21 protein-coding genes are annotated in these 19,214 nt (G+C 56.3%); 12 read left to right on the forward strand and 9 right to left on the reverse strand.

Features of this window, described 5'->3' with window-relative positions:
• Window positions 1-57: 57 nt before the first annotated feature.
• Entirely contained in the window at window positions 58-633 is a 576-nt protein-coding gene (locus RBB62_RS13585; RefSeq protein ID WP_309399479.1) for a MotA/TolQ/ExbB proton channel family protein, read from the reverse strand.
• Window positions 634-819: 186 nt separating this feature from the next.
• On the opposite strand from RBB62_RS13585, the gene pgsA reads away from it, so the two are divergent.
• Both pgsA and RBB62_RS13595 read left to right on the forward strand, forming a co-directional pair.
• Window positions 820-1,422: a CDP-diacylglycerol--glycerol-3-phosphate 3-phosphatidyltransferase gene (pgsA, locus tag RBB62_RS13590; protein WP_309399480.1), complete on the forward strand. Its 603-nt coding sequence runs from the start codon at window positions 820-822 to the stop codon at window positions 1,420-1,422.
• Entirely contained in the window at window positions 1,423-1,950 is a 528-nt protein-coding gene (locus tag RBB62_RS13595) for a phosphatidylglycerophosphatase A family protein (protein ID WP_309399482.1), read from the forward strand.
• Window positions 1,951-1,953: 3 nt separating this feature from the next.
• On the opposite strand, the gene RBB62_RS13600 is transcribed toward RBB62_RS13595, so the two are convergent.
• Together RBB62_RS13600 and RBB62_RS13605 are read right to left on the reverse strand one after the other, a co-directional pair.
• A complete protein-coding gene (locus tag RBB62_RS13600; protein ID WP_309399483.1) occupies window positions 1,954-2,241 on the reverse strand; it encodes a hypothetical protein in 288 nt (95 codons plus the stop codon).
• A 79-nt stretch (window positions 2,242-2,320) separates the two neighbouring features.
• Window positions 2,321-3,043, reverse strand: a complete 723-nt coding sequence (locus RBB62_RS13605) for an HAD-IA family hydrolase (RefSeq protein ID WP_309399484.1) — start codon at window positions 3,041-3,043, stop codon at window positions 2,321-2,323.
• Window positions 3,044-3,098: 55 nt separating this feature from the next.
• Between RBB62_RS13605 and RBB62_RS13610 the strand changes: the two genes are divergently transcribed.
• Entirely contained in the window at window positions 3,099-3,929 is an 831-nt protein-coding gene (locus RBB62_RS13610) for a glycosyltransferase family 2 protein (RefSeq protein WP_309399485.1), read from the forward strand.
• Between the two features lie 2 nt (window positions 3,930-3,931).
• Window positions 3,932-5,062 (forward strand): glycosyltransferase, encoded by a 1,131-nt coding sequence (locus RBB62_RS13615; RefSeq protein ID WP_309399486.1) that lies wholly within the window; start codon window positions 3,932-3,934, stop codon window positions 5,060-5,062.
• 1 nt (window position 5,063) lies between these two features.
• Here RBB62_RS13615 and RBB62_RS13620 read toward each other — a convergent pair whose 3' ends face one another.
• Window positions 5,064-6,086, reverse strand: coding sequence for a glycosyltransferase family 9 protein (locus RBB62_RS13620; protein ID WP_309399487.1), 1,023 nt, complete (start codon window positions 6,084-6,086; stop codon window positions 5,064-5,066).
• Window positions 6,087-6,152: 66 nt separating this feature from the next.
• On the opposite strand from RBB62_RS13620, the gene RBB62_RS13625 reads away from it, so the two are divergent.
• Window positions 6,153-7,181: a glycosyltransferase family 9 protein gene (locus tag RBB62_RS13625; RefSeq protein WP_309399488.1), complete on the forward strand. Its 1,029-nt coding sequence runs from the start codon at window positions 6,153-6,155 to the stop codon at window positions 7,179-7,181.
• A 253-nt stretch (window positions 7,182-7,434) separates the two neighbouring features.
• Here RBB62_RS13625 and RBB62_RS13630 read toward each other — a convergent pair whose 3' ends face one another.
• Window positions 7,435-7,983, reverse strand: a complete 549-nt coding sequence (locus RBB62_RS13630; protein WP_309399489.1) for a thioredoxin family protein — start codon at window positions 7,981-7,983, stop codon at window positions 7,435-7,437.
• Window positions 7,984-8,122: 139 nt separating this feature from the next.
• On the opposite strand from RBB62_RS13630, the gene nadB reads away from it, so the two are divergent.
• The 3 genes from nadB to RBB62_RS13645 all read left to right on the forward strand — a co-directional run bounded on the left by nadB (window position 8,123) and on the right by RBB62_RS13645 (window position 11,233).
• Complete coding sequence (gene nadB / locus RBB62_RS13635) at window positions 8,123-9,757, forward strand: L-aspartate oxidase (protein WP_309399490.1); 1,635 nt, start codon at window positions 8,123-8,125, stop codon at window positions 9,755-9,757.
• A 28-nt stretch (window positions 9,758-9,785) separates the two neighbouring features.
• The gene (locus tag RBB62_RS13640; RefSeq protein ID WP_309399491.1) at window positions 9,786-10,700 is read left to right on the forward strand and encodes a YHYH protein; all 915 of its coding nucleotides are present in this window, start codon (window positions 9,786-9,788) and stop codon (window positions 10,698-10,700) included.
• Between the two features lie 77 nt (window positions 10,701-10,777).
• Window positions 10,778-11,233 (forward strand): hypothetical protein, encoded by a 456-nt coding sequence (locus RBB62_RS13645; protein ID WP_309399492.1) that lies wholly within the window; start codon window positions 10,778-10,780, stop codon window positions 11,231-11,233.
• A gap of 88 nt (window positions 11,234-11,321) precedes the next feature.
• Here RBB62_RS13645 and RBB62_RS13650 read toward each other — a convergent pair whose 3' ends face one another.
• Together RBB62_RS13650 and RBB62_RS13655 are read right to left on the reverse strand one after the other, a co-directional pair.
• Window positions 11,322-11,807 carry a dihydrofolate reductase gene (locus RBB62_RS13650; protein WP_309399493.1) on the reverse strand — a complete coding sequence of 162 codons (486 nt, stop codon included), beginning with the start codon at window positions 11,805-11,807 and terminating at the stop codon, window positions 11,322-11,324.
• 316 nt (window positions 11,808-12,123) lie between these two features.
• Window positions 12,124-12,534, reverse strand: coding sequence for a phage integrase N-terminal SAM-like domain-containing protein (locus RBB62_RS13655; RefSeq protein ID WP_309399494.1), 411 nt, complete (start codon window positions 12,532-12,534; stop codon window positions 12,124-12,126).
• Window positions 12,535-12,693: 159 nt separating this feature from the next.
• On the opposite strand from RBB62_RS13655, the gene RBB62_RS13660 reads away from it, so the two are divergent.
• Entirely contained in the window at window positions 12,694-13,158 is a 465-nt protein-coding gene (locus tag RBB62_RS13660) for a hypothetical protein (RefSeq protein WP_309399495.1), read from the forward strand.
• A gap of 32 nt (window positions 13,159-13,190) precedes the next feature.
• Here RBB62_RS13660 and RBB62_RS13665 read toward each other — a convergent pair whose 3' ends face one another.
• The gene (locus RBB62_RS13665; RefSeq protein ID WP_309399496.1) at window positions 13,191-14,645 is read right to left on the reverse strand and encodes an IS4 family transposase; all 1,455 of its coding nucleotides are present in this window, start codon (window positions 14,643-14,645) and stop codon (window positions 13,191-13,193) included.
• A 140-nt stretch (window positions 14,646-14,785) separates the two neighbouring features.
• Here RBB62_RS13665 and RBB62_RS13670 point away from each other — a divergent pair, with 140 nt between their 5' ends.
• Window positions 14,786-15,463 carry a tetratricopeptide repeat protein gene (locus RBB62_RS13670; RefSeq protein ID WP_309399498.1) on the forward strand — a complete coding sequence of 226 codons (678 nt, stop codon included), beginning with the start codon at window positions 14,786-14,788 and terminating at the stop codon, window positions 15,461-15,463.
• Window positions 15,464-15,570: 107 nt separating this feature from the next.
• Here the strand turns inward: RBB62_RS13670 and RBB62_RS13675 are convergent, their stop codons facing one another.
• Window positions 15,571-15,984: a group II intron maturase-specific domain-containing protein gene (locus RBB62_RS13675; RefSeq protein WP_309399500.1), complete on the reverse strand. Its 414-nt coding sequence runs from the start codon at window positions 15,982-15,984 to the stop codon at window positions 15,571-15,573.
• A gap of 204 nt (window positions 15,985-16,188) precedes the next feature.
• Between RBB62_RS13675 and RBB62_RS13680 the strand changes: the two genes are divergently transcribed.
• On the forward strand, window positions 16,189-17,547 hold the full coding sequence (locus RBB62_RS13680; protein ID WP_309399501.1) for a diadenylate cyclase: 1,359 nt from the start codon (window positions 16,189-16,191) through the stop codon (window positions 17,545-17,547).
• Window positions 17,548-17,668: 121 nt separating this feature from the next.
• The gene (locus tag RBB62_RS13685; RefSeq protein WP_309399502.1) at window positions 17,669-19,054 is read left to right on the forward strand and encodes a carbohydrate porin; all 1,386 of its coding nucleotides are present in this window, start codon (window positions 17,669-17,671) and stop codon (window positions 19,052-19,054) included.
• Window positions 19,055-19,214 lie beyond the last annotated feature (160 nt).

Below are 19,214 nucleotides of genomic sequence, written 5' to 3' on the forward strand. Positions count from 1 at the left end.
GGATCGGCTAAAGGAATGCACGTCGTTGCTGGCGCTTTTTCCTTTAATCTTTTCCCTTTAACCTTTCTGGCCCTTGGCCAAATCCACCATGCGCTCGACGCCCACAAAGAGCTGCGCGGTGAGGAGGTCGACGCGGCGGTTTAAATAACTGGCACCGACGAGGGCGGGAATCGCGATGGACAGGCCGAGCATGGTGGTGGTCAGCGCCATCGCAATGCCTTGCATGAATTGAGTCGGGTCGGGCATACCGCTGGACGGGTCGATGCCGCTGAAGACGTCGATGAGGCCGGTGACCGTGCCGAGCAGGCCGAGTAGCGGGGCGGCGCCGACAACGATGTCGAGGATGAACATGCCGCGCTCAAGGCGGGCGGTTTCCAGCGAGGCAAAGGCCTTGAGCGCCTCGGGGTCCGGCCGGTTGAGCTGGTAGAAGAACAAAATGCGGCCCGCAGTCGACTCGTGATCGCCCTCGAGCTCCAGCACGTCGCCCTTCACGAAGCTGTCGACGATCGACTTGGGGAGGATCTTCGAGCTGCGTAGCGCGACGAGGCGCTCCACCAGAATGAAGACCATCAGGATCGAACAAAGAGCCAAAGGATAGAGAAACCAGCCTGCGCCTGCCAATAAATTGCCCATGGCCTAGGGAGATTGGCCCTAAGTGGCCTGCTAGCAACGTTTAATTTACGAGATTACATTAGCTTCAGTGCCGGTTCGCGGTTTCCGTGCGAAGGGGCGATTTTTGGCTTGGGCGCGGCGGGGTGCTGCGTAATGTGAGATTTTGCGCTTCATTAAGAGCCCGAAACTCCAACCCGACCTAACACTTTGAATCTTCCTAATCTGCTCAGCCTGTCCCGCATCGCGTTTCTCTTTGTGATCGCGGCGCTGCTGTTCGCTGACTTTAAAGGCGCGGTGCTGTCGGCGCTGGTGCTCTTTATTATCGCCGCAATCACCGACTGGGCCGATGGCTACGTGGCGCGGCGCTTTAAAATGATTACTGACTTCGGCAAACTGATGGACGCGCTGGCGGACAAGGTGCTGATGGTCGGTATGTTTGTGATCCTCGTGGCGCATCCGGACTTTTTGCCGCGCTGGAGCTTGTTTCTGGTGCTCGTGATCATCGGCCGCGAATTCCTGATCACCGGCTTGCGCCTCGTGGCGGCGAGTCGCGGCGTGGTCCTCGCGGCAGAGCAGGGCGGCAAGATCAAGACGGTCTTCCAAATCGTGGCCTGCTCGATTCTTCTCCTGGCGCTTTCGCTCTCGCAGGACTTCGGGATGAGCGGCGGGCTCGTTTCCACGTTTTATTGGATCGGCATGGCGCTGTTCGTCGTTGCCGCCGCGCTGACTTTGCAATCCGGCGGAACCTACATGACGAAATACTGGTATTTATTCTCGACGCCGCCAGCCGGCGATAAGACCGAACAATAAATGAATCCGGATAAATGGCATCCCTGGACGAGCTTGTTGCCGAGCCCCGTCATTAATAACGTTGCGACGCTCGGCCAGCTGGGCTACCTCGGCAAAGCACCGGGCACCAATGGCTCAGTCGCGGGCGTCTTGCTCTACACGGTGATGTTTTTCCCGCTGCATCCGTTCTGGTATCTCGTGATGCTGGCGATCTGGATCTACCTCGCGATCGCGTTTTGCGGTGAGGCGGAGAAGCGGATGTTTAAACAAGACCCGGGCGAAGTGATCCTCGATGAAGTGGTCGCGTTGCCGGTGTGCTTCCTGGGGCTCCAACCAGCAATCGTGGCCTTCGGCGGCTGGGCGTGGATCATCCTGCTCGCGGGCTTTGGGCTGTTCCGGCTCTTCGATATCCTCAAGCCTTTCGGCATTAAAAAACTCCAAAGCATGCCGGGCGGTCTTGGAGTAGTGGTGGATGATTTAGCGGCCGGCGTCGCAACCTGCGTTTGCCTACACGTGCTGGTCAGGTTGACCGCGCAGTATTTCGTTTAGGGCTTACTCGATGGCAGCTAACTTCGCCTTGAGGCGTTCCTTGCAATCGTTGGACATACCGTCGGACACCGCTTGCTCGCCAATATCGTCACAGCAGGCGCCCAGCTTGTCGTGCATCAGCTCAACTTGTTTGTCGTAGCGGGCCGTGTAAGGGCACATGACGCAAAGAATCTTCAGCTTGATCTTCTCGCCAGTGGTCAATTCGCGCTCACAGGATTCGGACGCTAAACGCGCCGCGTCGTGGCACGTTAAGAAGTTACGGGTGAACCATTTGTAAACTGCGAGAAACATACGTCAGAAAAGATCTTTTTCTTATAGACGTAATGTTTGCCAAAACCTTGCACGCTTCAATGCATTTTTCTGAAGGAAATTATTCAGCGAATAATTCCTCAATGTTCGCCGCGCGAATAATGGCTGTCGGGAACTCTGCGACTGACGCTTTCGGTCCGACCAGCGCCGCCCGCCAACCAGCATTCAGCGCGCCTTCGATGTCTTCCGCCGGGCTGTCGCCAACGTGGAGTATTGCATCCGTCGGTGCGCCGATGACTTCACGCACGCGGTGGAAAATCTCAGGGTTCGGCTTTTCCACGCCGAACTGCTCCGAGACGAAGACTTGCTCAAAGTAGCCTGCGAGGCCCAGGCCATCGATCACGCCGTGGAGTCGCGCATCGTTGTTCGAAAGCACGAACAGTCGCAGCCCGCGAGCTTGTAATTTCTGTAGTGCGGCTTCGGCACCGGGCAGGATGCGCCAGCGTTTGGCCTGCGCGAATGAATTCCATAGCGCGTCGAATTGCGAGTCGAAGGTCTCGGCTGGTGTGAGTCCGTCCAGCGTGCCAGAGACGATTTCGCGCCAGCTTACGCGGTCGAGGACTGCGCCCGGGCGGTTCGTTTTCAGCGCCTTGAAGCTCGCGCGAAAGCGTGTTTCCAGCAGGTTGGAATCCAGCGGATAGCCGAGCAGAGCGAGCTCTTCGGCATAGACTTCGCCGACGGACGGGTAGGGCTCGATCAGCGTGCCCGCGGCGTCAAAGGTAATGGCAGCGATGCTGTCGAGGCAGATGGGAAGCGCTTGGTGTGCAGGAATTAGTGCTTTCATTTTCAAGTTCGGCTTCTATCTTCCTAGATTCATCGAGCCGGTCGGTCGATAGACAATGAGTGAAACTTTCCCCAGCCTTTCTGTATCGATAATTGCGCACAATGAGGCCGCCATCATTCGGCGCTGCCTGGATAGTGTGAAGGATTTGGCGGACGAGATTATCCTCGTGGTCAATGATTGCGACGACGGCACGGACACCATTGCGCAAGAAGAATACGGCGCGCGCGTGATCTACGAAACCTGGCACGGCCACCGCGACCAAAAGAACATCGCGCTGCAGCACGTGACCAAGGATTGGGTGCTGTGCGTCGATTGCGACGAAGAGCTGTCCGGCGCATTGCAGGATGAGATTCGCGCGTTTCTGAAGACATTGGCCAAGGATTTTAGCGGGGCTAGTTTTCCGCGTAAAAACTGGTTTCTCGGCCGCTGGATTACCCACGGCGACTGGTATCCCGACCGCTCGCTGCGTCTTTTTAAGAACGGTTCCGGCAAGTGGGCGGGCTCCCGGGAGCACGACAGCATGCGCGTCGAAGGGAGCGTCTATAAGCTCAAGCATGACCTGCATCACTACTCGACGCCGACGCTCACGTCGCAGATCGGGAAGATCAGTTATTTCTCTGACATCTTCCTGCAACGGGAGATCGACAAGGGCAAAAAGTTCAGCGTGTTGGGCATTATCTTTCGGCCGTTCTGGCGCTTTGTTCGCGGCTATTTTTTGCGCCTCGGTTTTCTGGATGGCTTTCCGGGGTTCTACATTGCGATCGTGAACTCGTTTAGCTCTTTCGTGCGCCACAGCCGGATCTACGAATACGAGACGACGCCCGAAGTGAAGGCTAAGTTCGACCAATTGCGGGCCGAGTCGCTGCACCGCGGCGAGCAGGAGTAGCCATGAAGATTCTGCTGTACGAACCGGAGATCAAAGGGCATCACCTGTATTTCCTGAAATACATCAGTGATGCGTTTCACGGAGAGGGGCATCGCATCGCCATCGCCACGACGCAGGAGGCGACGCGGACTTTTCTGGAAGAAGCAGGGGTGGCGGCGGGCATCGAATGGCACATCGACGTCTCCTTCAAACCGAAGAAGCCATTGGCTGCGTTTCACGCTCTGGCATCGGTGATGGCGGCAAGCAATTGCGAGCGACTGTTCCTTTGCTGCATGGATTCCTACATGTCGAGCCTGTTGCGCGCCTGCGCGTGGGGTAAGCAATTGCCAGCCGAGCTGAAAGGCAAAGTCGGTGGCATTTTCCTGCGGCCAAACTACCTCTTCGATCAGCAGTCAGGAGTCTCGGCTTTCTTGAAAAGGCGTGGCTTTGGTAACCTTTATCAATCCGGCTGCTTCACGGATTTCTTTTATTTGGACGAACGCTTGCCAGCGCTGGCCGAGGAAAAGTTTCCAGCGATTCGGCATCATGCCTTGGCGGACCCGGCGGCGGAAGTAGCCAAGGCTCCGGATCAAGCAACGGCGCGTGAAAAGCTGGGCTTGGACTCCGATGCAATCTACCTGCTACACTTTGGAGTGGGCAATAAACGGAAGGGCTTGGCGCTGTTGTCTGACGCATTTCAGCAGCTCCCGCCGGACTCGAAATTCAAGCTCTTGGTGGCGGGGAAACTAGAAGACGATCCCATAATCCAAGCGCCACTCGAAGAGCTGAAGAAGCAAGGCCGCGCTTACGTGTGGAATGAGCGCATTGCCGAGAAAATGACGCCAGTTTATTTCGCGGCGGCGGACTGGGTTTCGCTGCTTTATCAGGAGCACCGTGGCTCGTCCAACGTCATTGCTCGCGCGGCCGCGGCGCAGCGCCCGGTGATCGGCACGGACTTTGATCTGCTTGCCGAGCGCATTCGCACGCATCGCTTGGGTTTACTCGCGCAGCTAGGGAGTCGCGATGATTTGCTGAAGCAGCTGTCGAACATCGAGGCTGGCCGCGCCACGCTTACGGACCCTGGCTACGAAGAATACGCGCAGCTTCATTCGCTGGAATACTTTCAGCAGGCGCTGGCCGCGTTTGCTGGTTAGCTTAGCGCGCGATTGCTGCGGCGAGAGATTTCGCCTCGGCGGCAACCCGCGCCGGAGTCACCGTGTTGATGCAGGGCACGCTTTCTTTGCAAACATGCAGGTGCCCGCTGCAGGGACAGGCTTCGCCTTGGATGCTGCGGTTCTTCGGGCCAATCGGCGCCCAGCAGGAAGAAGCAGTGGGGCCGAAGAAGCCAACGGTCGGCACGCAGAGTCCGGCCGCCAAATGCAGGGGCGCGGTGTCGGGCGAGATCAACATCGTGGCGCGCGCCATCGTCGCAATGAATAACTCCAGCGAGCTAAAAACCGGCAGGCAGTTTGCTTCTGGTAGCGCGGCTTTGAGCTCGGTTAGCAAGGCTTGTTCGCGGTCAGTGTGGCCAGCGGTGAAGACCACTTTGTGCCCGGCTTGCGTCATCAGCCCGTAGAGCTCCACCCAGTTTCCGATGGGCCATTCCTTCTTGGGTTGGCTGGTAGACAGGTGGCAAATGAGACAGGGTTCGGGGAGAATTTTAGCGGCCTCGGCAGCGAAATCAGGATTGGGGACGAGTTCCAAGCGCAGTGCTTCGCGGTCAAAGGGGACGCCCCAACCGGACAGCACGTAGGCATCGCGCACGCATTCGTGGCGGGTGGTGTCGAGCTGCTCCAAGCTTTGCGTGTAGCATTTAGTCCTGCCTTTGAAGCCCTTGGGCGCGAGCACGCCTAGGCGTTCGCGTGCGCCAATCATGCGGGAAAGTACGGCGCCGCGGTCGTTGCCCACGAAGTCCACGCTGCGGTCAAAGTTCTCGGCGCGCAGTTGGCGAATCAGCGGCAGACTGTCGCGGAGGCGCAGTTTGCCGCGGTGGCGTTTAAGGCTCCACACTTTGTCAATCCAGTCCAGGCGCTCCAGCACGGTGGCGGCTTCGGCGGCCACAAGGACGTGTATTTCGGCTTCGGGCAGGTGCTGGCGCAGCATTCTCAGCGCTGGGACCATGATGGCCACATCGCCGAGAAACTTGAATTTGATTGCCAGGATTTTTTCGCGTCGCACGGTTGGGAGTATTCTATTTTTAGGCGTCAGTTCGCCGGTAAAGCATTCCACCAAAACGATTACGCAATGAACGAGCAAGGCCGAAGCTTCTATGATCAAGCACGCGATGTGAGCCGCCTGTTGGTGCTCGATTTGGGCTTTCTGGGCGACACGGTGCATTTGATTCCTGCTTTGCATGAGATCCGCCGCGCTTGGCCGAAGGCCGAGCTGCACGTGATGGCCGAGGAAAAGGCGAAGAAAATCCTCGAAGTTGTGCCGGGCATCGACGTGATTCTGGGCTACCCGCGTTTCCCCAAGGGTCCGAAGTGGTACGAGGATTTCGGCCGCGTGAAAAGGCTCCGCACCAGCGGCTACGACGCGGTGATTAACCTCAACGGCTCGGATCGCTCCAGTATTTTGACTGGCACGAGTGGCGCGAAATGGCGATTGGGCCGCGTGCCGCCGAAGCCAGCGGCGTTCTGGAAATACTGCTTCACGCACACGGTGGACGTGGGGCAGGGCGGGCGCCCGGTGTTTATCCAGCGACTGGATTGCCTGAAGGCCGCTGGTTTGCCCGTGAGTGAAGATGCCGGCTACGCGGTGGAAATCCCCGCTGACGTGAAAGCCGCGGTGGATGTCAAACTCGACGGCGGGCACGACTACATTCACATCAGCCCGTGCACGACGCAGGATTTAAAAGAGCTTCCGATGGACGAGCTTGCCAAGCTAGTCGCCGCGCTGATTGCCGACAATGACGGCCCGAAGGTCGTTATTTCCTGTGCCCCCAACGACCGCGAAAAGGGCAAGGTTGCGGAGTTGCTCAGCCGCTTGTCCGAACAGCCCTGGAAGGTGTTTGCCGGAGAGTTGACGCTGCTGGAATTGGCCGAGGTGATTGGCCGCGCGAAGCGTCACTTTGGCGGAGATTCCGGTGCGCTGCATCTGGCGCTGATGATGAACACGGCGACGGTTTCCTGGTTTCGCGACTACGAGGGTAAAGTTGAGTGGTTGCCGCCCGGCGATGAGCACCGCGTGGTGTTTGGGCAAGAATCGCCCGAGGGCCTGCAGGACCTGACCGCAGACCAGCTGTTGGCAGCATATCAGTCCAGCTTGGCCTAAGACTACTTCGTTAAATTCATTTAGACCGAATCAGGAAGGTTCATGAGGTGGAAATGGCCGCAAAAAGGCTCAAAAAAACACAAATACTTGCTGCGCTGCCTACTGGTCTTGCGCTCTTTTGCGCCTTTTTGTGGCGATCTATTCTTTCTAACTAAGTAGAACTAAGCCGGCATAAAAAAGAGCGCCGGCTCGCTTCGAACCGACACTCTCTATGCTGCTGCTAACTTTTACTCTTTATACTGACTGAAATTTATTAGGATTTCTCCGTGCCATCAATGATGCCCTTGAGTGTTTCGACATATTTTTCCGCGCCACCGCGCTGGTAGCCGATCTTGGCCAGCGATTGACCGTCGGAATCCAATACCATGATCGTAGGGAATCCTTGGACCCCGTATTTCTTGGCAAGTTCCTCGTTTTGCTTCGAGAGGGCCTCGGTTTGTGGCTTATTATTCGGGAAATCGAGGTAAACGCGGACGAGGTTTTTCTCGGCGTATTCTTCAAATGCCGCTTGGTCAAAAACTTCCTTGTCGAGTTTGATGCACCAGCCACACCAGTCAGAGCCGGTGAAGTCGATCAGGACGGCCTTGCCTTCCTTTTTTGCTTTGGCGAGTGCGCCTTGATAGTCGGTTACCCAGCCAGCAGGCACGTTGGGCTGAGCGTCCATGGATACGGTGGTTGCAGAATCTCCCGCGGCAGCTTGGGCGGTTGCGGTGGTGCCGCTAAAGGCGCAGTTGCCGCTGGTATTCAGGTAGAGCGCCGACGCTACGGCGATGAAGGCAAATATGAGAAGCAAGTCTTTCATGGTATTTGTGTTAGTTATGACATGTAGTCGGGGAATTTATTCCATCCTTTCACGAAATTTATTAAATACGTTGATTTTCTTAGCTAATTCCTCAGTTTAGAGTCCTTTACTCGTTGAAAATAAACCGTTTCGATAACTTTTGAAGACATTTGACGTCATTGTTGTCGGCTCCGGCATTGCCGGGCTGAGTTATGCTTTGGGCATTGGTCGAAAGGGCCACCGGGTCGCGATCATCACGAAAAAGAACCGTGCCGAATCCAGCACCAACTACGCACAAGGTGGCATCGCTAGCGTAACTTCGCAAACGGATGACTTCGAATTGCACGTCAAAGACACGCTCACCGCAGGCGACGGTTTGTGCAATGAAGACGTCGTGCGGGCCATCATCAGTGACGCCCCGTCCCGTATTCAGGAGCTGATCGAGCTGGGGGTGGACTTCACGCATTTGGACGATGGCCGCGTGTCGCTGCACCGCGAGGGCGGGCACAGCAAGCGCCGCATTTTGCACGTTAAGGACCTGACCGGTGCCGCTATTGAGGCCGCGCTCTTGGACGCAGTGGCTGCCTGTGAAAACATCGAGGTGCTCGAGCACCACATGGCGATCGATCTCATTACTTTTGAAAAGCTCCGCCGCAAAGGCATGTCGATGGGGCCCACGGCGAACCGAGTGGTCGGCCTCTACGTGCTCGATTCGCAAAACGGCGAAGTCGAAACCTTTGGCGCGCGCGTGGTCATGCTGGCCACCGGCGGCGTGGGGCAGGTTTACCAATACTCGACGAATCCGGACATCGCTACTGGAGACGGTATTGCGATGGCTTACCGCGCTGGCGCCGAAGTGCGGAATATGGAGTTTATCCAGTTCCACCCGACTTCGCTTTTCACCTACACCAATGAGCGCTTCCTGATCTCTGAAGCGGTCCGCGGGGAGGGCGCGATTTTGCGTAATTTGCAGGGCGAGGCGTTCATGAGCCGCTATGATGAGCGCAAAGATCTGGCGCCGCGCGACATCGTGGCCCGCGCAATCGACAGCGAGATGAAAAAGAGCGGTGCCCAGCACCTCTGGCTCGACATCACGGATCAGTCCGAGGAAAGCCTGCGCCACCGTTTTCCGCATATTTTCGATGAGCTGCTCAAGCAGGGCGTGAACATGGCGAAGGACAAGATCCCCGTCGTGCCGGCCTGCCATTACCTGTGTGGCGGCGTGAAGACCGACCTGCAGGCCCGCACCAGCATCGAAGGCCTCCTGGCCTGTGGCGAAGTGGCTTGCACCGGCCTGCATGGCGCCAACCGCCTGGCGAGCAACTCTTTGCTCGAAGCCTGTGTGCTCGCCCGCGACGGCGTGCAGACGACGCTTGATCTTTTGGACAAGCAAAAGGCCACCGCGCACAAGCTTCCCGACTGGCTCGATGGCGACATGCGCGACCCGGACGAGCGCGTGGTGCTGTCTCACAATTTGGACGAGCTCAAGCGCACGATGTGGGACTACGTGGGCATTGTGCGCACCACGAAGCGCCTGCGCCGCGCCAAGACCCGTGTGGCAAATCTTCAGCAGGAAATTACCGAGTATTATTGGAATTTCAAAGTCGACATGTCGTTGCTCGAATTGCGCAACCTGATCCAGGTAGCCGAGCTGATTATCGACTGCGCGTTGCAGCGCAAGGAGTCCCGCGGACTGCATTACACGCTGGACTTCCCTGATCGCCTACCAACGGCTGAGGACAGCGCAACCCAGCTGCATGCTTCGATGAAAAGTGGTTCACTAATGAAACAATAGTTCGTGGTGGGGGTTAGGTGTTTTTGAGATGAATTTAAAAACTCTAGCTACTCTCTACCTTGCATCTTGCGCCTGGCTGTTGGCGCACGATGACCACGCTCACGAATCCGGAACTGACTTAGATGCTTCCATTGCCGAGGCGCCTGCCTTGGGCGAAGTGTCGATTACGCAAACCGGCGATTACTTGATCATCGCGTCGAAGGATCAGCCGACGCACGACGTTGGCCAATTCCCCAACCGTAAAAACCCCAATCGAATGAGCGCGCAGAATTTGAATTTCAAAGTGCCGCTCAAGCCCAAGCGTGCTGCGCGGGCGCGTCCCTACGATGGCTACTTGTTCGGCGTGGCGGTCAATGGGGTACCCTTCGATCCCAATACCGGCGAGGCATGGCGCAACGACCGCAGCTGGCGCGAGGAGGCGATTTTGAAGTCCGAGCCCGACCGCTTGGGCGTTGATCAGAACAATGCGCACGTGCAGCCCAGCGGCATGTATCACTACCACGGCATTCCGTGGGGGCTCGTCAAAGAGCTGCAGAAAAAGGATCCTGCTGCGGGCAAGGACTATCCGCTGCTGGTGGGGTGGGCGGCCGACGGTTATCCTATTTATTATTTGGAGGGCATGAAGTCCAGTTGGCGTCTGAAAGAGGGCCAGCGCGAGGGCGGTCCCGGCGGCAAGCCCGACGGCGCATACACGCGTGACTACGAATACATTGCGAAGTCCGGCGACTTGGATTGGCTCAACGGCAAATTCGGCCCCACGGCCGAATACCCGGACGGCATTTACCAATATTACCTCACGGAGGAGTTCCCCTTTGCACCACGCTATTTCCTCGGCGAGCCGGACGACAGCTTCGGCAAGTTCAACCAGGGCATGTCGCCACACGGTGGAGGCGGGCACCCGAATGGACCACCCAGCCAAGGCATGAGGCGACCCCCATTTTAAGCCTCGGCCGACCAAATTTCGGCCCAAAGTGAAAATTGACTGGCCAGCGGCGCGGCTGTGCGTGAGCTTAGCGGGCTATGGCGAAAGTCGATGTAGATTTAGTGAAGATGGTGATGACGCGCACCGGCCTCGATGTGCGTACGGTAGCCCAGATTATCGAGGAGATCAATCTTGAGCTCAAGGCGCAGGAAGACGAAGACGAGAAGCCGCCGCCCGTCAAGAAGCAGTTCGTGATGATGGTGTCCGACCCCGAAGGCAAGCTCGAGGGCCTCGATCTCGTTGGCTGGGTGTTGCAGATCCCGGAAGAAGACTCTGTTTACGTGGCCGAGGAGCGCCTGTTCCGTTGCGCCTACGAGCACAACCTCAGCAAGAAGGGTCGTCGTATGCCGGTGAAAACCATCGCCGAAGTTTGCGAACACGTGCCCGCCCGCATCGCCAAAGAGCAGAAGATTTGGATCAAAAACAAGGAGCCCGTTTACATGCTGCGCACCAGCAACAAGGTGCCGATGGAAACCAAGGAAGGCGACTTCTAGGCCTTGTTTAACGATTTTGATGAAGCCCTCGGCAGTCCAAGTTGCCGGGGGCTTTTTTGTGGTGCGCTAGCTTTTGCCTTTAAACTTTTTACTTTAACCTCGTGTAGCGAATCGTCTCAAACTCCGGGAACTCAAGCAGCGTTTCGACGGGCTCGAAGAGGTCTTCAAACTCCGGCATGAACGCGTCACCCTCGGGCGATCCATAAACACGCGTCAGCAAGACTTCGCTGCACAACGGCAGGGTTTGACGGTAGATTTCCGCGCCGCCCGCGATGAAGATTTTGCGGTCGGCGGCATCGAATTTCTCCACGGCCTCGAGGGAGCGCAAAAGCGTGGCGCCGGGCACGTCGTCAGGCGAGGCGTTGCGGGAAACCACGATGGTTTCGCGGCCGGGTAGGGGGCGCCCAATCGAGTCCCAGGTCTTGCGGCCCATCACGAGCACGTGCCCCATGGTGGTGCGCTTGAAAAACTTGAAGTCCTCGGACAAACGCCAGGGGATGGCGTTGCCGTTGCCGATAACGCGGTTTTCAGCCGTCGCGGCGATAGCGGTCCAATTGGCGTGGGGAGTGGTCATGTTCACTGGCATCATTAAAGCAGAGCTTCCGCTGGCAACGGAAATTCGCAAATGGCTGGCAATCAGTGCCGACCATGCCTTTTTTGCCTGCCTGCACGTGCTTTTACCCAGCTCCGCGCCAGTTCCTCGGTTAGGAATTGCCAGTTCCTCGGGCAGGAACTGTTAGATCCTCGGGCAGGAATTGGCGAATTCTCGGCGATGCATCGGCACATTTGGGGTGGCGTCACTGCGTAGCACAGGCGTACCGCCTGTGTTGTTTCAGATGGATAAATGCCTGATCCTGCGCACTCGGTGCCAGTTCGCGCTCTTCCGCTAGCTAGCTCAAAAAACGCACCACTTCCCGCGGCGATGCCGTCAAGGCATCCGCTGGATGGATGAACGCCATAAACCGCCGCAACCAACCCATGTAAGCCTTCTCGGTGCGGAAGGCCAGATGACGCAGGCGCATCGCCGATCGCATCTTCGCGCCCGCAGCATCCTGCGCCGCCAGCTCTTCAAACAACCACCGCAGCGCCTGCCCACACTGCTCCTTCCGATCCGCCGACAGTTGCCGCGACAGTACAGCCTCACGCCAAAATACCTTACCCGCTTCACTGTCCAGCGGATTCGCCAATTGACGTTTGGCACAAAAACCGAAATAGCATCGTAGTGTAATCAACCACGCCTCGCGCTGCCCGTCAGACAGCCCTTGCTTATCCTGCAAACACGATGTCACCCAATCATACATGTCGAATAAGTAATAGGGGACAAATCGTCCCCTTTAGCAAGTATACATATTTCAACGGCGTGTGCGATTCCCCCTCAAAAACAGGGGCTCAACAGCCACCATCAACCCTTTACGCCATCCACTTATGCGACATATTTATGTCGCATAACTAATAGTTCGATGAGAAACTCTATTCTAGCACTATTTGCCACCGTCATCGCTCTAACCGGTTGCAATAACATAGATCGTAGTTACCGAGAGGTCATAAAGGCCGAAGTTATCAGTGCTGATCAAGCTAGGAAAAAATCAAACGAATCAGATAATATCGTGCATGCGACTGTCGTTCAGGCATACAGCCAAGGACTTATCTCGATCAGAGATTCATTTTCCATAGCGAATACGGCTCCCTATGGATACATTAAATACTGCGAGTTTGGAAATTTAGAAACCATAAAAGGCAACTTCAACGAAGACAAAATCAAGCTGAGACAAGAGGAGGATGTTGTAGCATTGAGAACACCTCCTGACACAGGGCTATTTCTATTGGAGGAAAACCAGACAGTTCAGATATATTTTAATGACATAGACACAGTCTTCATTGAGCCAAACATCACTTCGACAAATCGAACAAACCGAGGTAGGTGACGATTCACATCGCACCTACTCTTTAATGGCGCTTAGTTAAGGGTGTTTTTCGTCTGTTGTTTCATTCGGGCTTTTTGGTGTTCAATGATTGTTTTTTCGATGTGCCTTGGTCTGGTGAGGTAGAGGTAGTTGCGGTCTCTGAGTTTGACGCGTCTGGGCTCGGTACGTTTGGGTCTGCGGGGGACTTTGTCCCGGGCAATGCCTTCGAGCATTTGGTGGAAGGCTGCGCGGGCGCGGGAACGGCAGCGCCGGTGTCGATGGATCAACGGAGCGTAGGCCTTGATCCCTTTGAGCGCGCCCTTGAAGCTGACTGATTCCAGGGCAACGAGGTGGCCTTTGGCGGCTTCAAGCATGACGATGCGCACCACGTTGTAGGCGATCCATGCCGCGCGCAAACGACGCTCGACCATCTCGGGCGAACGCGCGCGCACGTGCCGGAAGTTGAGCGTGCGCTTGAGGTCGCGGAAGTTGACTTCGACTTGCCAGCGGCGGAAGTAAAGTTCGAGGATTTTCTCGGTCAGATAGCGCTGGGGATCGGTCAGCGTGGTGGCGATAAACAGCGCTTTGGGGCGGCCCTGCTCGTCGAGGCGACGGGTCTCGATCACGCGCAGAAACTGGCGTTTGGGCAGGCTGGCCACGAACAGTTTAGTCAGGTGCTTGCGGTGCCGGTTGGGCAAATGCAGCTCGACCAGGCGATCTTGCGCACAGCCGTGATAAGCCACGGTGCGGGCTCCCCGTGCGGCGTCGGCGGGCATGGCCAGAACCGCGTCAACTTGGCGTTGACGCAGCTCGTGCACGTTCCAAAACGCGTAGTAAGCCGTGTCGCCAACCAGGATGTCGCCCGGCTCCAACGCACTGGCGATCTCGGCGTTAAAAACCACAATCTCGCTTTCAGGCATCTCGGTGACCGCCGTTTTGAGCAGGCCACCGTGGTTCAAACTAAACAGCCCCACCAGCTGCATCAGCGGGAACCCACAGCCCTTGCGGCACTGAACCGCCGGTGGAAAGTAGTGGCGGTTCGCAGCCGTGTCATCGCAGCTCAACCCCGTGCCATCGATCAGCTTGATGTGCCGCGCGCCAAAGCCAACAACCGGCTCCATCGTCGCGTCGAGTCGCTCCACCGTTCGCCGGTGCTGCGCATCCAGCAAGCTCAGCGGCACCCGACGCTGCGCCTGACAAAGACCACCGGTTCCTGCGCCGGGCATCGAAGCGCGGCGCTCATAACAGTCGGCCTGAATAAACTGAAGCGCCTCGCGCACCGCACTGTCCGGATGCAAGCCCTGATGCAGCAAGGAATAGAACGCCGTGCTCGTCGGAAAAAGACGCTGACGCTCACCACTGCGCCTGAGCCTGCTCGCCGGAAAAAGCAGTTCATAAAGCGACTGCCACTGCCCCGCATCCCACTCACGCTGGACGTTGGACAAACCACCACGACGACCGCCAGTCAGACCAACTAAAGCAGGAAAAAATGGTGTGTGCAAAGACATCACAACAACCTGCGCTTGCCTCGGCACTTGCCAACGCTTTTAATCCCGCCATCACAGGTTTTGACAGGCCTTAAAATTACCGAAACAAGACCTTAACTAAGCGCCATTACACCTACTCTTAGCGTTAGCAGAATCAACGAATGACTGATATTTCGAAGTTAATCAAAAAAGGCATGAAACTGCGATACGGAGGGTTCCTAGTAAAAATGAACCCAGCAAAAGCACTTAGAGTTTTTGAACAGGGAATTGCAGTCAATGATCCCATTTGTCTATACGAAGCTGGAGTTATTTTACAGGATGGCTTAGCTGGATACTTCGACCGTTCGCTTGCCTTTGACTATATTGAACGGTCAGCGTCACTCGGTCATGTTGATGCCATCTACACTTTGGGTTGGTTTTACATGAATGGCGGCATGGGAAATGCAGGGTATTCTGAAGAGATTTTGAATCAGAAGGTGATTGATAAGGATCAAGAAAAGGGCCTCAGTTTACTCAAAGATGCGGCGGCACGTAATAATACATCGGCGATATTGCATATTGCTCGATACTATTATTATGAAAGCGGCTCCCGTCCTGATTGTTTAAAAGATTGTATCGATTGGCATAACAAAGGAATTGAGCTGGGAGAAGGTAGCTGCATGATCGACATGGCCGATATGCTGATTTTGGGAATTGGCTTTGAAAAGGATCTTACAAAAGCTAGGAGACTTTATGAGAAAGCAAGAGATTCCGACAGTAGTTTGTCTGCAATAAATGCAGCTGAGGACAGAATAAGGAATTTTAATGACCTTAGTAATATTTTGGATGACGACAGGTGAATAATGGAATGCGAATCGAGTAGCGAGGGGCCTTGACTCCCCCGCTCTCACACCACCGGACATACGGGTCCGTATCACGGCGGTTCCGAAGAGACAGTGACCGGCGATTAGGTTTTGGCCTTCTCGCCGTATTTGAAGACGACCCAGAGGTCCCGCAGAGACGGGACGCCTTGGTTTTTGAGGTGTTGGTCGTTGAGGGCCTGGCAGACCAGTGAGTTTCGGGACAAGCGCCAGAGGCCTTTGCGTGAGCGCGAGGCGAGTTTCACCCGCTCGGGATCAACCCCGAGCGCGATGAGTCGGCACCTACGCGTTCGGGCCCACTTCCAGTTCTTCCAGAAGCACAGGCGCACCCTTCGGCGCATCCATTGGTCCAGACGGAGAGCTTCAGCATAGGCTAGGCCTATTTTGAAGTAATGGAACCAGCCGACCGCGTACTGGCGCAGCTCGTTGAGGCGTTGCCCCATTGAGCCGCCACGACTGCGGGCGGTGATGTCCTTGATCCGCGTTTTGAACCGTTGCATCGCTTGGTCGGTGCGCCGGATTTTCTTCCGGTTGATTTGGAAGCCCAGGAAGGAGCATTCCTTCAACTGTGTTGGCAACGGAAATCGCGCAAGTCGTTGATTTCTCCGTTGCGCGTTACGAAATTGAGATCAATAACCTGCTGATAACCAAAGAAAAGGATTGTCAGTTGGGCCATAATGCCCCATTTTCAATAAAACTCCTTCATGCGACTAGACCGGTATATTTCCAAGTCCCGAATCATCGACATCGTCAGCTCGGATTTGGAGGGCGCGCTCAAAGAATTGCTTGAGGTGTGCAAGCTTCCCGAGGAGGCAGGCATGTCCAAAAAGCAACTACTGGGCGAGCTGATCGAACGCGAGCAGACGATGACGACTTATTTGGGCAGTGGCATTGGCTTGCCGCACGTCCGCATTCCGATGAAGCGTCCCTATCAGTTCGCCATCGGGCGCTGTCCGCGTGGGCTGGAGTTTGAAGGGCACGATGAATACCGCGAAATGCGGCTTATCTTTCTGTTGCTCGCTTCGGAGAAGGAGAAGTCTTATCTGAATGTCCTTGCCTCATTGGCGCGGACATTCCAGGAGCCCGGTGTCGTCGAAAAGCTGACGCATTCCAAGGACCTCACGGAACTGCGTGAATCGGTGGCGTCCACTTTTGGCGGCAGCGGAACCAAGCAGGGCACCAAGGACAATAAATTTAACCGCCTGATCCTCAAGGAAGCGGTCAAGGTCGCCAAGGGCTCGCAGAGCTCGGCCATTATGGTCTTCGGCGACACCTTCATCGGCGGCGTTGATTTGACGGAATCCTTCGGCGACATGAAGACGATTCTCGTCACACAGTCGGCTACGGAAGCGTCCTTCGACAGCAAGACCGTCACTGCGATCATTCCGGCGCGCTCGTTCGGCCACAGCCGTTTGTCGCAACTGCGTAGTGCGATGCTGATCGGCTTGACCCGCGGCATCATCAAGCACAACGAGCGCCTTTGCTGTGTGGGCGGTCTGCCGCATAGCAATCAATTTGACACGCTGGTCGTCGTCGATGTGGAGCGTGAATTCCAAAGCGTGCTCACGCGCCAGACGGATATGCTGCCCGCCGCAGTGAAGCCCGAAGTGCTTGAGCGCGTGCTCGCCATTGCGACGGAGCTTTCCGTCGAAGGTCGCGAAGGCAAACCGGTTGGCTCGCTCTTTGTGCTTGGTGATTCCCAGCAAGTGCGTCCGCACACCAAGCAGCTCGTGCTCAATCCGTTCTTCGGCTACGAGGCGGAAGAACGCAATATTTTGAACCCATTCATGGACGAAACCGTGAAGGAGTTTTCGCTGCTCGACGGCGCGTTTATCATTCGTGGCGATGGCGTGCTCGAAGCCGCCGGCACGCTCATTCACGCCAACGAATTGCCCCAGCAACTACCCAGCGGCCTCGGCACGCGGCACGCGGCGGCGGCCTCGATCTCGATGGCCACGGACTGCATTGCGCTGGTCGTCTCGGCCAGCTCGGGGCAGGTTACGCTGTTCCGTCGCGGTCAGATGCTCCCGCTGATTGAGCGCAACTCCAATCGCGACTTATGATTTCTACCTCACACCTTTGCTTGTTGCCACAAGGCTGCCCCATAATGGATACGCGTTAAAAAACAACCCGCCCAACTGGGGCTTTTTTGTGGTCGTCTAGAACCCCCGAATACCCACGACGATGAACATAAAAGTTGCCCGGAGCCCGCTTGGGTTCCTCTGTGTGGCGAGCCTCATGGCCGCGACGTCGATTTCCTATGCTGCCGACGAGTTTACCTCGACTGCTAACCTCCAAGGCGAAGAGACGTTCTTCTCCGAGTATAGCGAGCCTCTGCCGCCTGAGTCTTTCGACGACTGGTGGAATTACCAATACTTGCTCGGCAATGCCGACGGGCGAAAGCGGTTGTCGGAAAAAGGACTCACGCTGTCGCTGAAGTTTGTCACCGACAGCTTGGGCAACGTTACCGGTGGCCGCGACCAAGGCTTTACCTATACCGGTTCAATGGGCTTCGACGTCGAGGCTGATCTGGAAAAGCTCGCCAACATCGAAGGCGCGAAGATCAACATGACGACCGTCTGGCGTTCGGGTAAGAGCTTGTCGAATCACTATATTGGCAACGTCTTCCAGACTCAGCAAATCTATGGGGGGCAAAACCTTCGGCTCTACTGCCTCTACTGGCGTCAACTGTGGCTAGATAAACAAATCGAGACCAAGCTGGGCCGCATCGCGCAGGGTGATGACTTTCTTTCACGCCCGATTTATTGGAGCTACGTCCAGAACGCCTTCGACGGCAACCCGGTGTCGATCTTCCTCAACTCGCCGATGTATGCCTACCCGAACGCCACTTGGGGCGGTTTCATCAAATACTCGCCGAAGGAGTCGTCGTTTTTCATTCAAGGGGGTCTCTACGGCGGTGCGAAAACGCCGAACCAGAATCGGAACAGCGCCCATGGCCTGGACTGGTCATTCGACTACGACAACGCCTATTTCATGGGGATGTTTGGCTGGCGGCCGGAATTGAAAATTAGCGGGCAAACGGGGCTGCCGGGCAATTACTCGATGGGTGGCTACTATGTGACGGGCGATCACCAAACGTTCCTGCCAGCGCCGCCGCCGCCAGGCACCTCTTCTGAGGTCGAAGGAAAGTGGGGGATGTATTGGATGTTCGACCAAATGGTCTATTCCAATGGCGTCAATTCAAAGGGAGATAAGACCGGCATCACGCCGTGGTTTGTCGTCAGCATTGCGCCGGACGAGCGGGTAAACCAGATGCCGTATTCATTTTACGGTGGTGCCCGCTGGGACGCGATTATCCCGTCGCGGAAGGATGACTTCCTGGCGCTGGGCTTTGTTTACGGCGAATTCAGTGACGACTTCGCGCAGTCGCAGACGAACCGTGGGCTTCCGGCGCAGAAATACGAGTCCGTCATCGAACTAACCTACATGATCCAGGTCAACCAGTGGTTCACCTTCCAGCCGGACCTGCAATACATCATCAACCCCGGTGCCGCGCATCAGTACAGCAATGCCTTTGTCATCGGCTTCCAGTCCTCCGTCCAATTTTAGAGGACGTCTAAAAACTCAAGTGGTCATCGTCGGAGAGCGTCTTCGGGGTCAATATTCCACTTCTTCACCTCAAGAAGCTAAGTCCGATGGACGATATCGTTTTAGATAGTCCTAAGGCACCAGCGTATGCCACAGTTGCAAGATCACCGTAGCTGGAGGG

The sequence above is a fragment of the Cerasicoccus maritimus genome (genome assembly GCA_031296935.1).
GTDB lineage: Bacteria > Verrucomicrobiota > Verrucomicrobiia > Opitutales > Cerasicoccaceae > Cerasicoccus > Cerasicoccus maritimus.

Coding starts and splice junctions, on each gene's coding strand:
- RBB62_RS13670 (WP_309399498.1), top strand. CDS start 14,786: ATGACTGATATTTCGAAGTTAATCAAAAAAGGCATGAAACTGCGATAC.
- RBB62_RS13680 (WP_309399501.1), top strand. CDS start 16,189: ATGCGACTAGACCGGTATATTTCCAAGTCCCGAATCATCGACATCGTC.
- RBB62_RS13585 (WP_309399479.1), bottom strand. CDS start 633: ATGGGCAATTTATTGGCAGGCGCAGGCTGGTTTCTCTATCCTTTGGCT.
- RBB62_RS13650 (WP_309399493.1), bottom strand. CDS start 11,807: ATGACCACTCCCCACGCCAATTGGACCGCTATCGCCGCGACGGCTGAA.
- RBB62_RS13595 (WP_309399482.1), top strand. CDS start 1,423: ATGAATCCGGATAAATGGCATCCCTGGACGAGCTTGTTGCCGAGCCCC.
- RBB62_RS13685 (WP_309399502.1), top strand. CDS start 17,669: ATGAACATAAAAGTTGCCCGGAGCCCGCTTGGGTTCCTCTGTGTGGCG.
- RBB62_RS13660 (WP_309399495.1), top strand. CDS start 12,694: ATGAGAAACTCTATTCTAGCACTATTTGCCACCGTCATCGCTCTAACC.
- RBB62_RS13630 (WP_309399489.1), bottom strand. CDS start 7,983: ATGAAAGACTTGCTTCTCATATTTGCCTTCATCGCCGTAGCGTCGGCG.
- RBB62_RS13675 (WP_309399500.1), bottom strand. CDS start 15,984: ATGCAACGGTTCAAAACGCGGATCAAGGACATCACCGCCCGCAGTCGT.
- RBB62_RS13625 (WP_309399488.1), top strand. CDS start 6,153: ATGAACGAGCAAGGCCGAAGCTTCTATGATCAAGCACGCGATGTGAGC.
- RBB62_RS13615 (WP_309399486.1), top strand. CDS start 3,932: ATGAAGATTCTGCTGTACGAACCGGAGATCAAAGGGCATCACCTGTAT.
- RBB62_RS13655 (WP_309399494.1), bottom strand. CDS start 12,534: ATGTATGATTGGGTGACATCGTGTTTGCAGGATAAGCAAGGGCTGTCT.
- RBB62_RS13610 (WP_309399485.1), top strand. CDS start 3,099: ATGAGTGAAACTTTCCCCAGCCTTTCTGTATCGATAATTGCGCACAAT.
- RBB62_RS13645 (WP_309399492.1), top strand. CDS start 10,778: ATGGCGAAAGTCGATGTAGATTTAGTGAAGATGGTGATGACGCGCACC.
- RBB62_RS13640 (WP_309399491.1), top strand. CDS start 9,786: ATGAATTTAAAAACTCTAGCTACTCTCTACCTTGCATCTTGCGCCTGG.
- RBB62_RS13600 (WP_309399483.1), bottom strand. CDS start 2,241: ATGTTTCTCGCAGTTTACAAATGGTTCACCCGTAACTTCTTAACGTGC.
- RBB62_RS13665 (WP_309399496.1), bottom strand. CDS start 14,645: ATGTCTTTGCACACACCATTTTTTCCTGCTTTAGTTGGTCTGACTGGC.
- RBB62_RS13605 (WP_309399484.1), bottom strand. CDS start 3,043: ATGAAAGCACTAATTCCTGCACACCAAGCGCTTCCCATCTGCCTCGAC.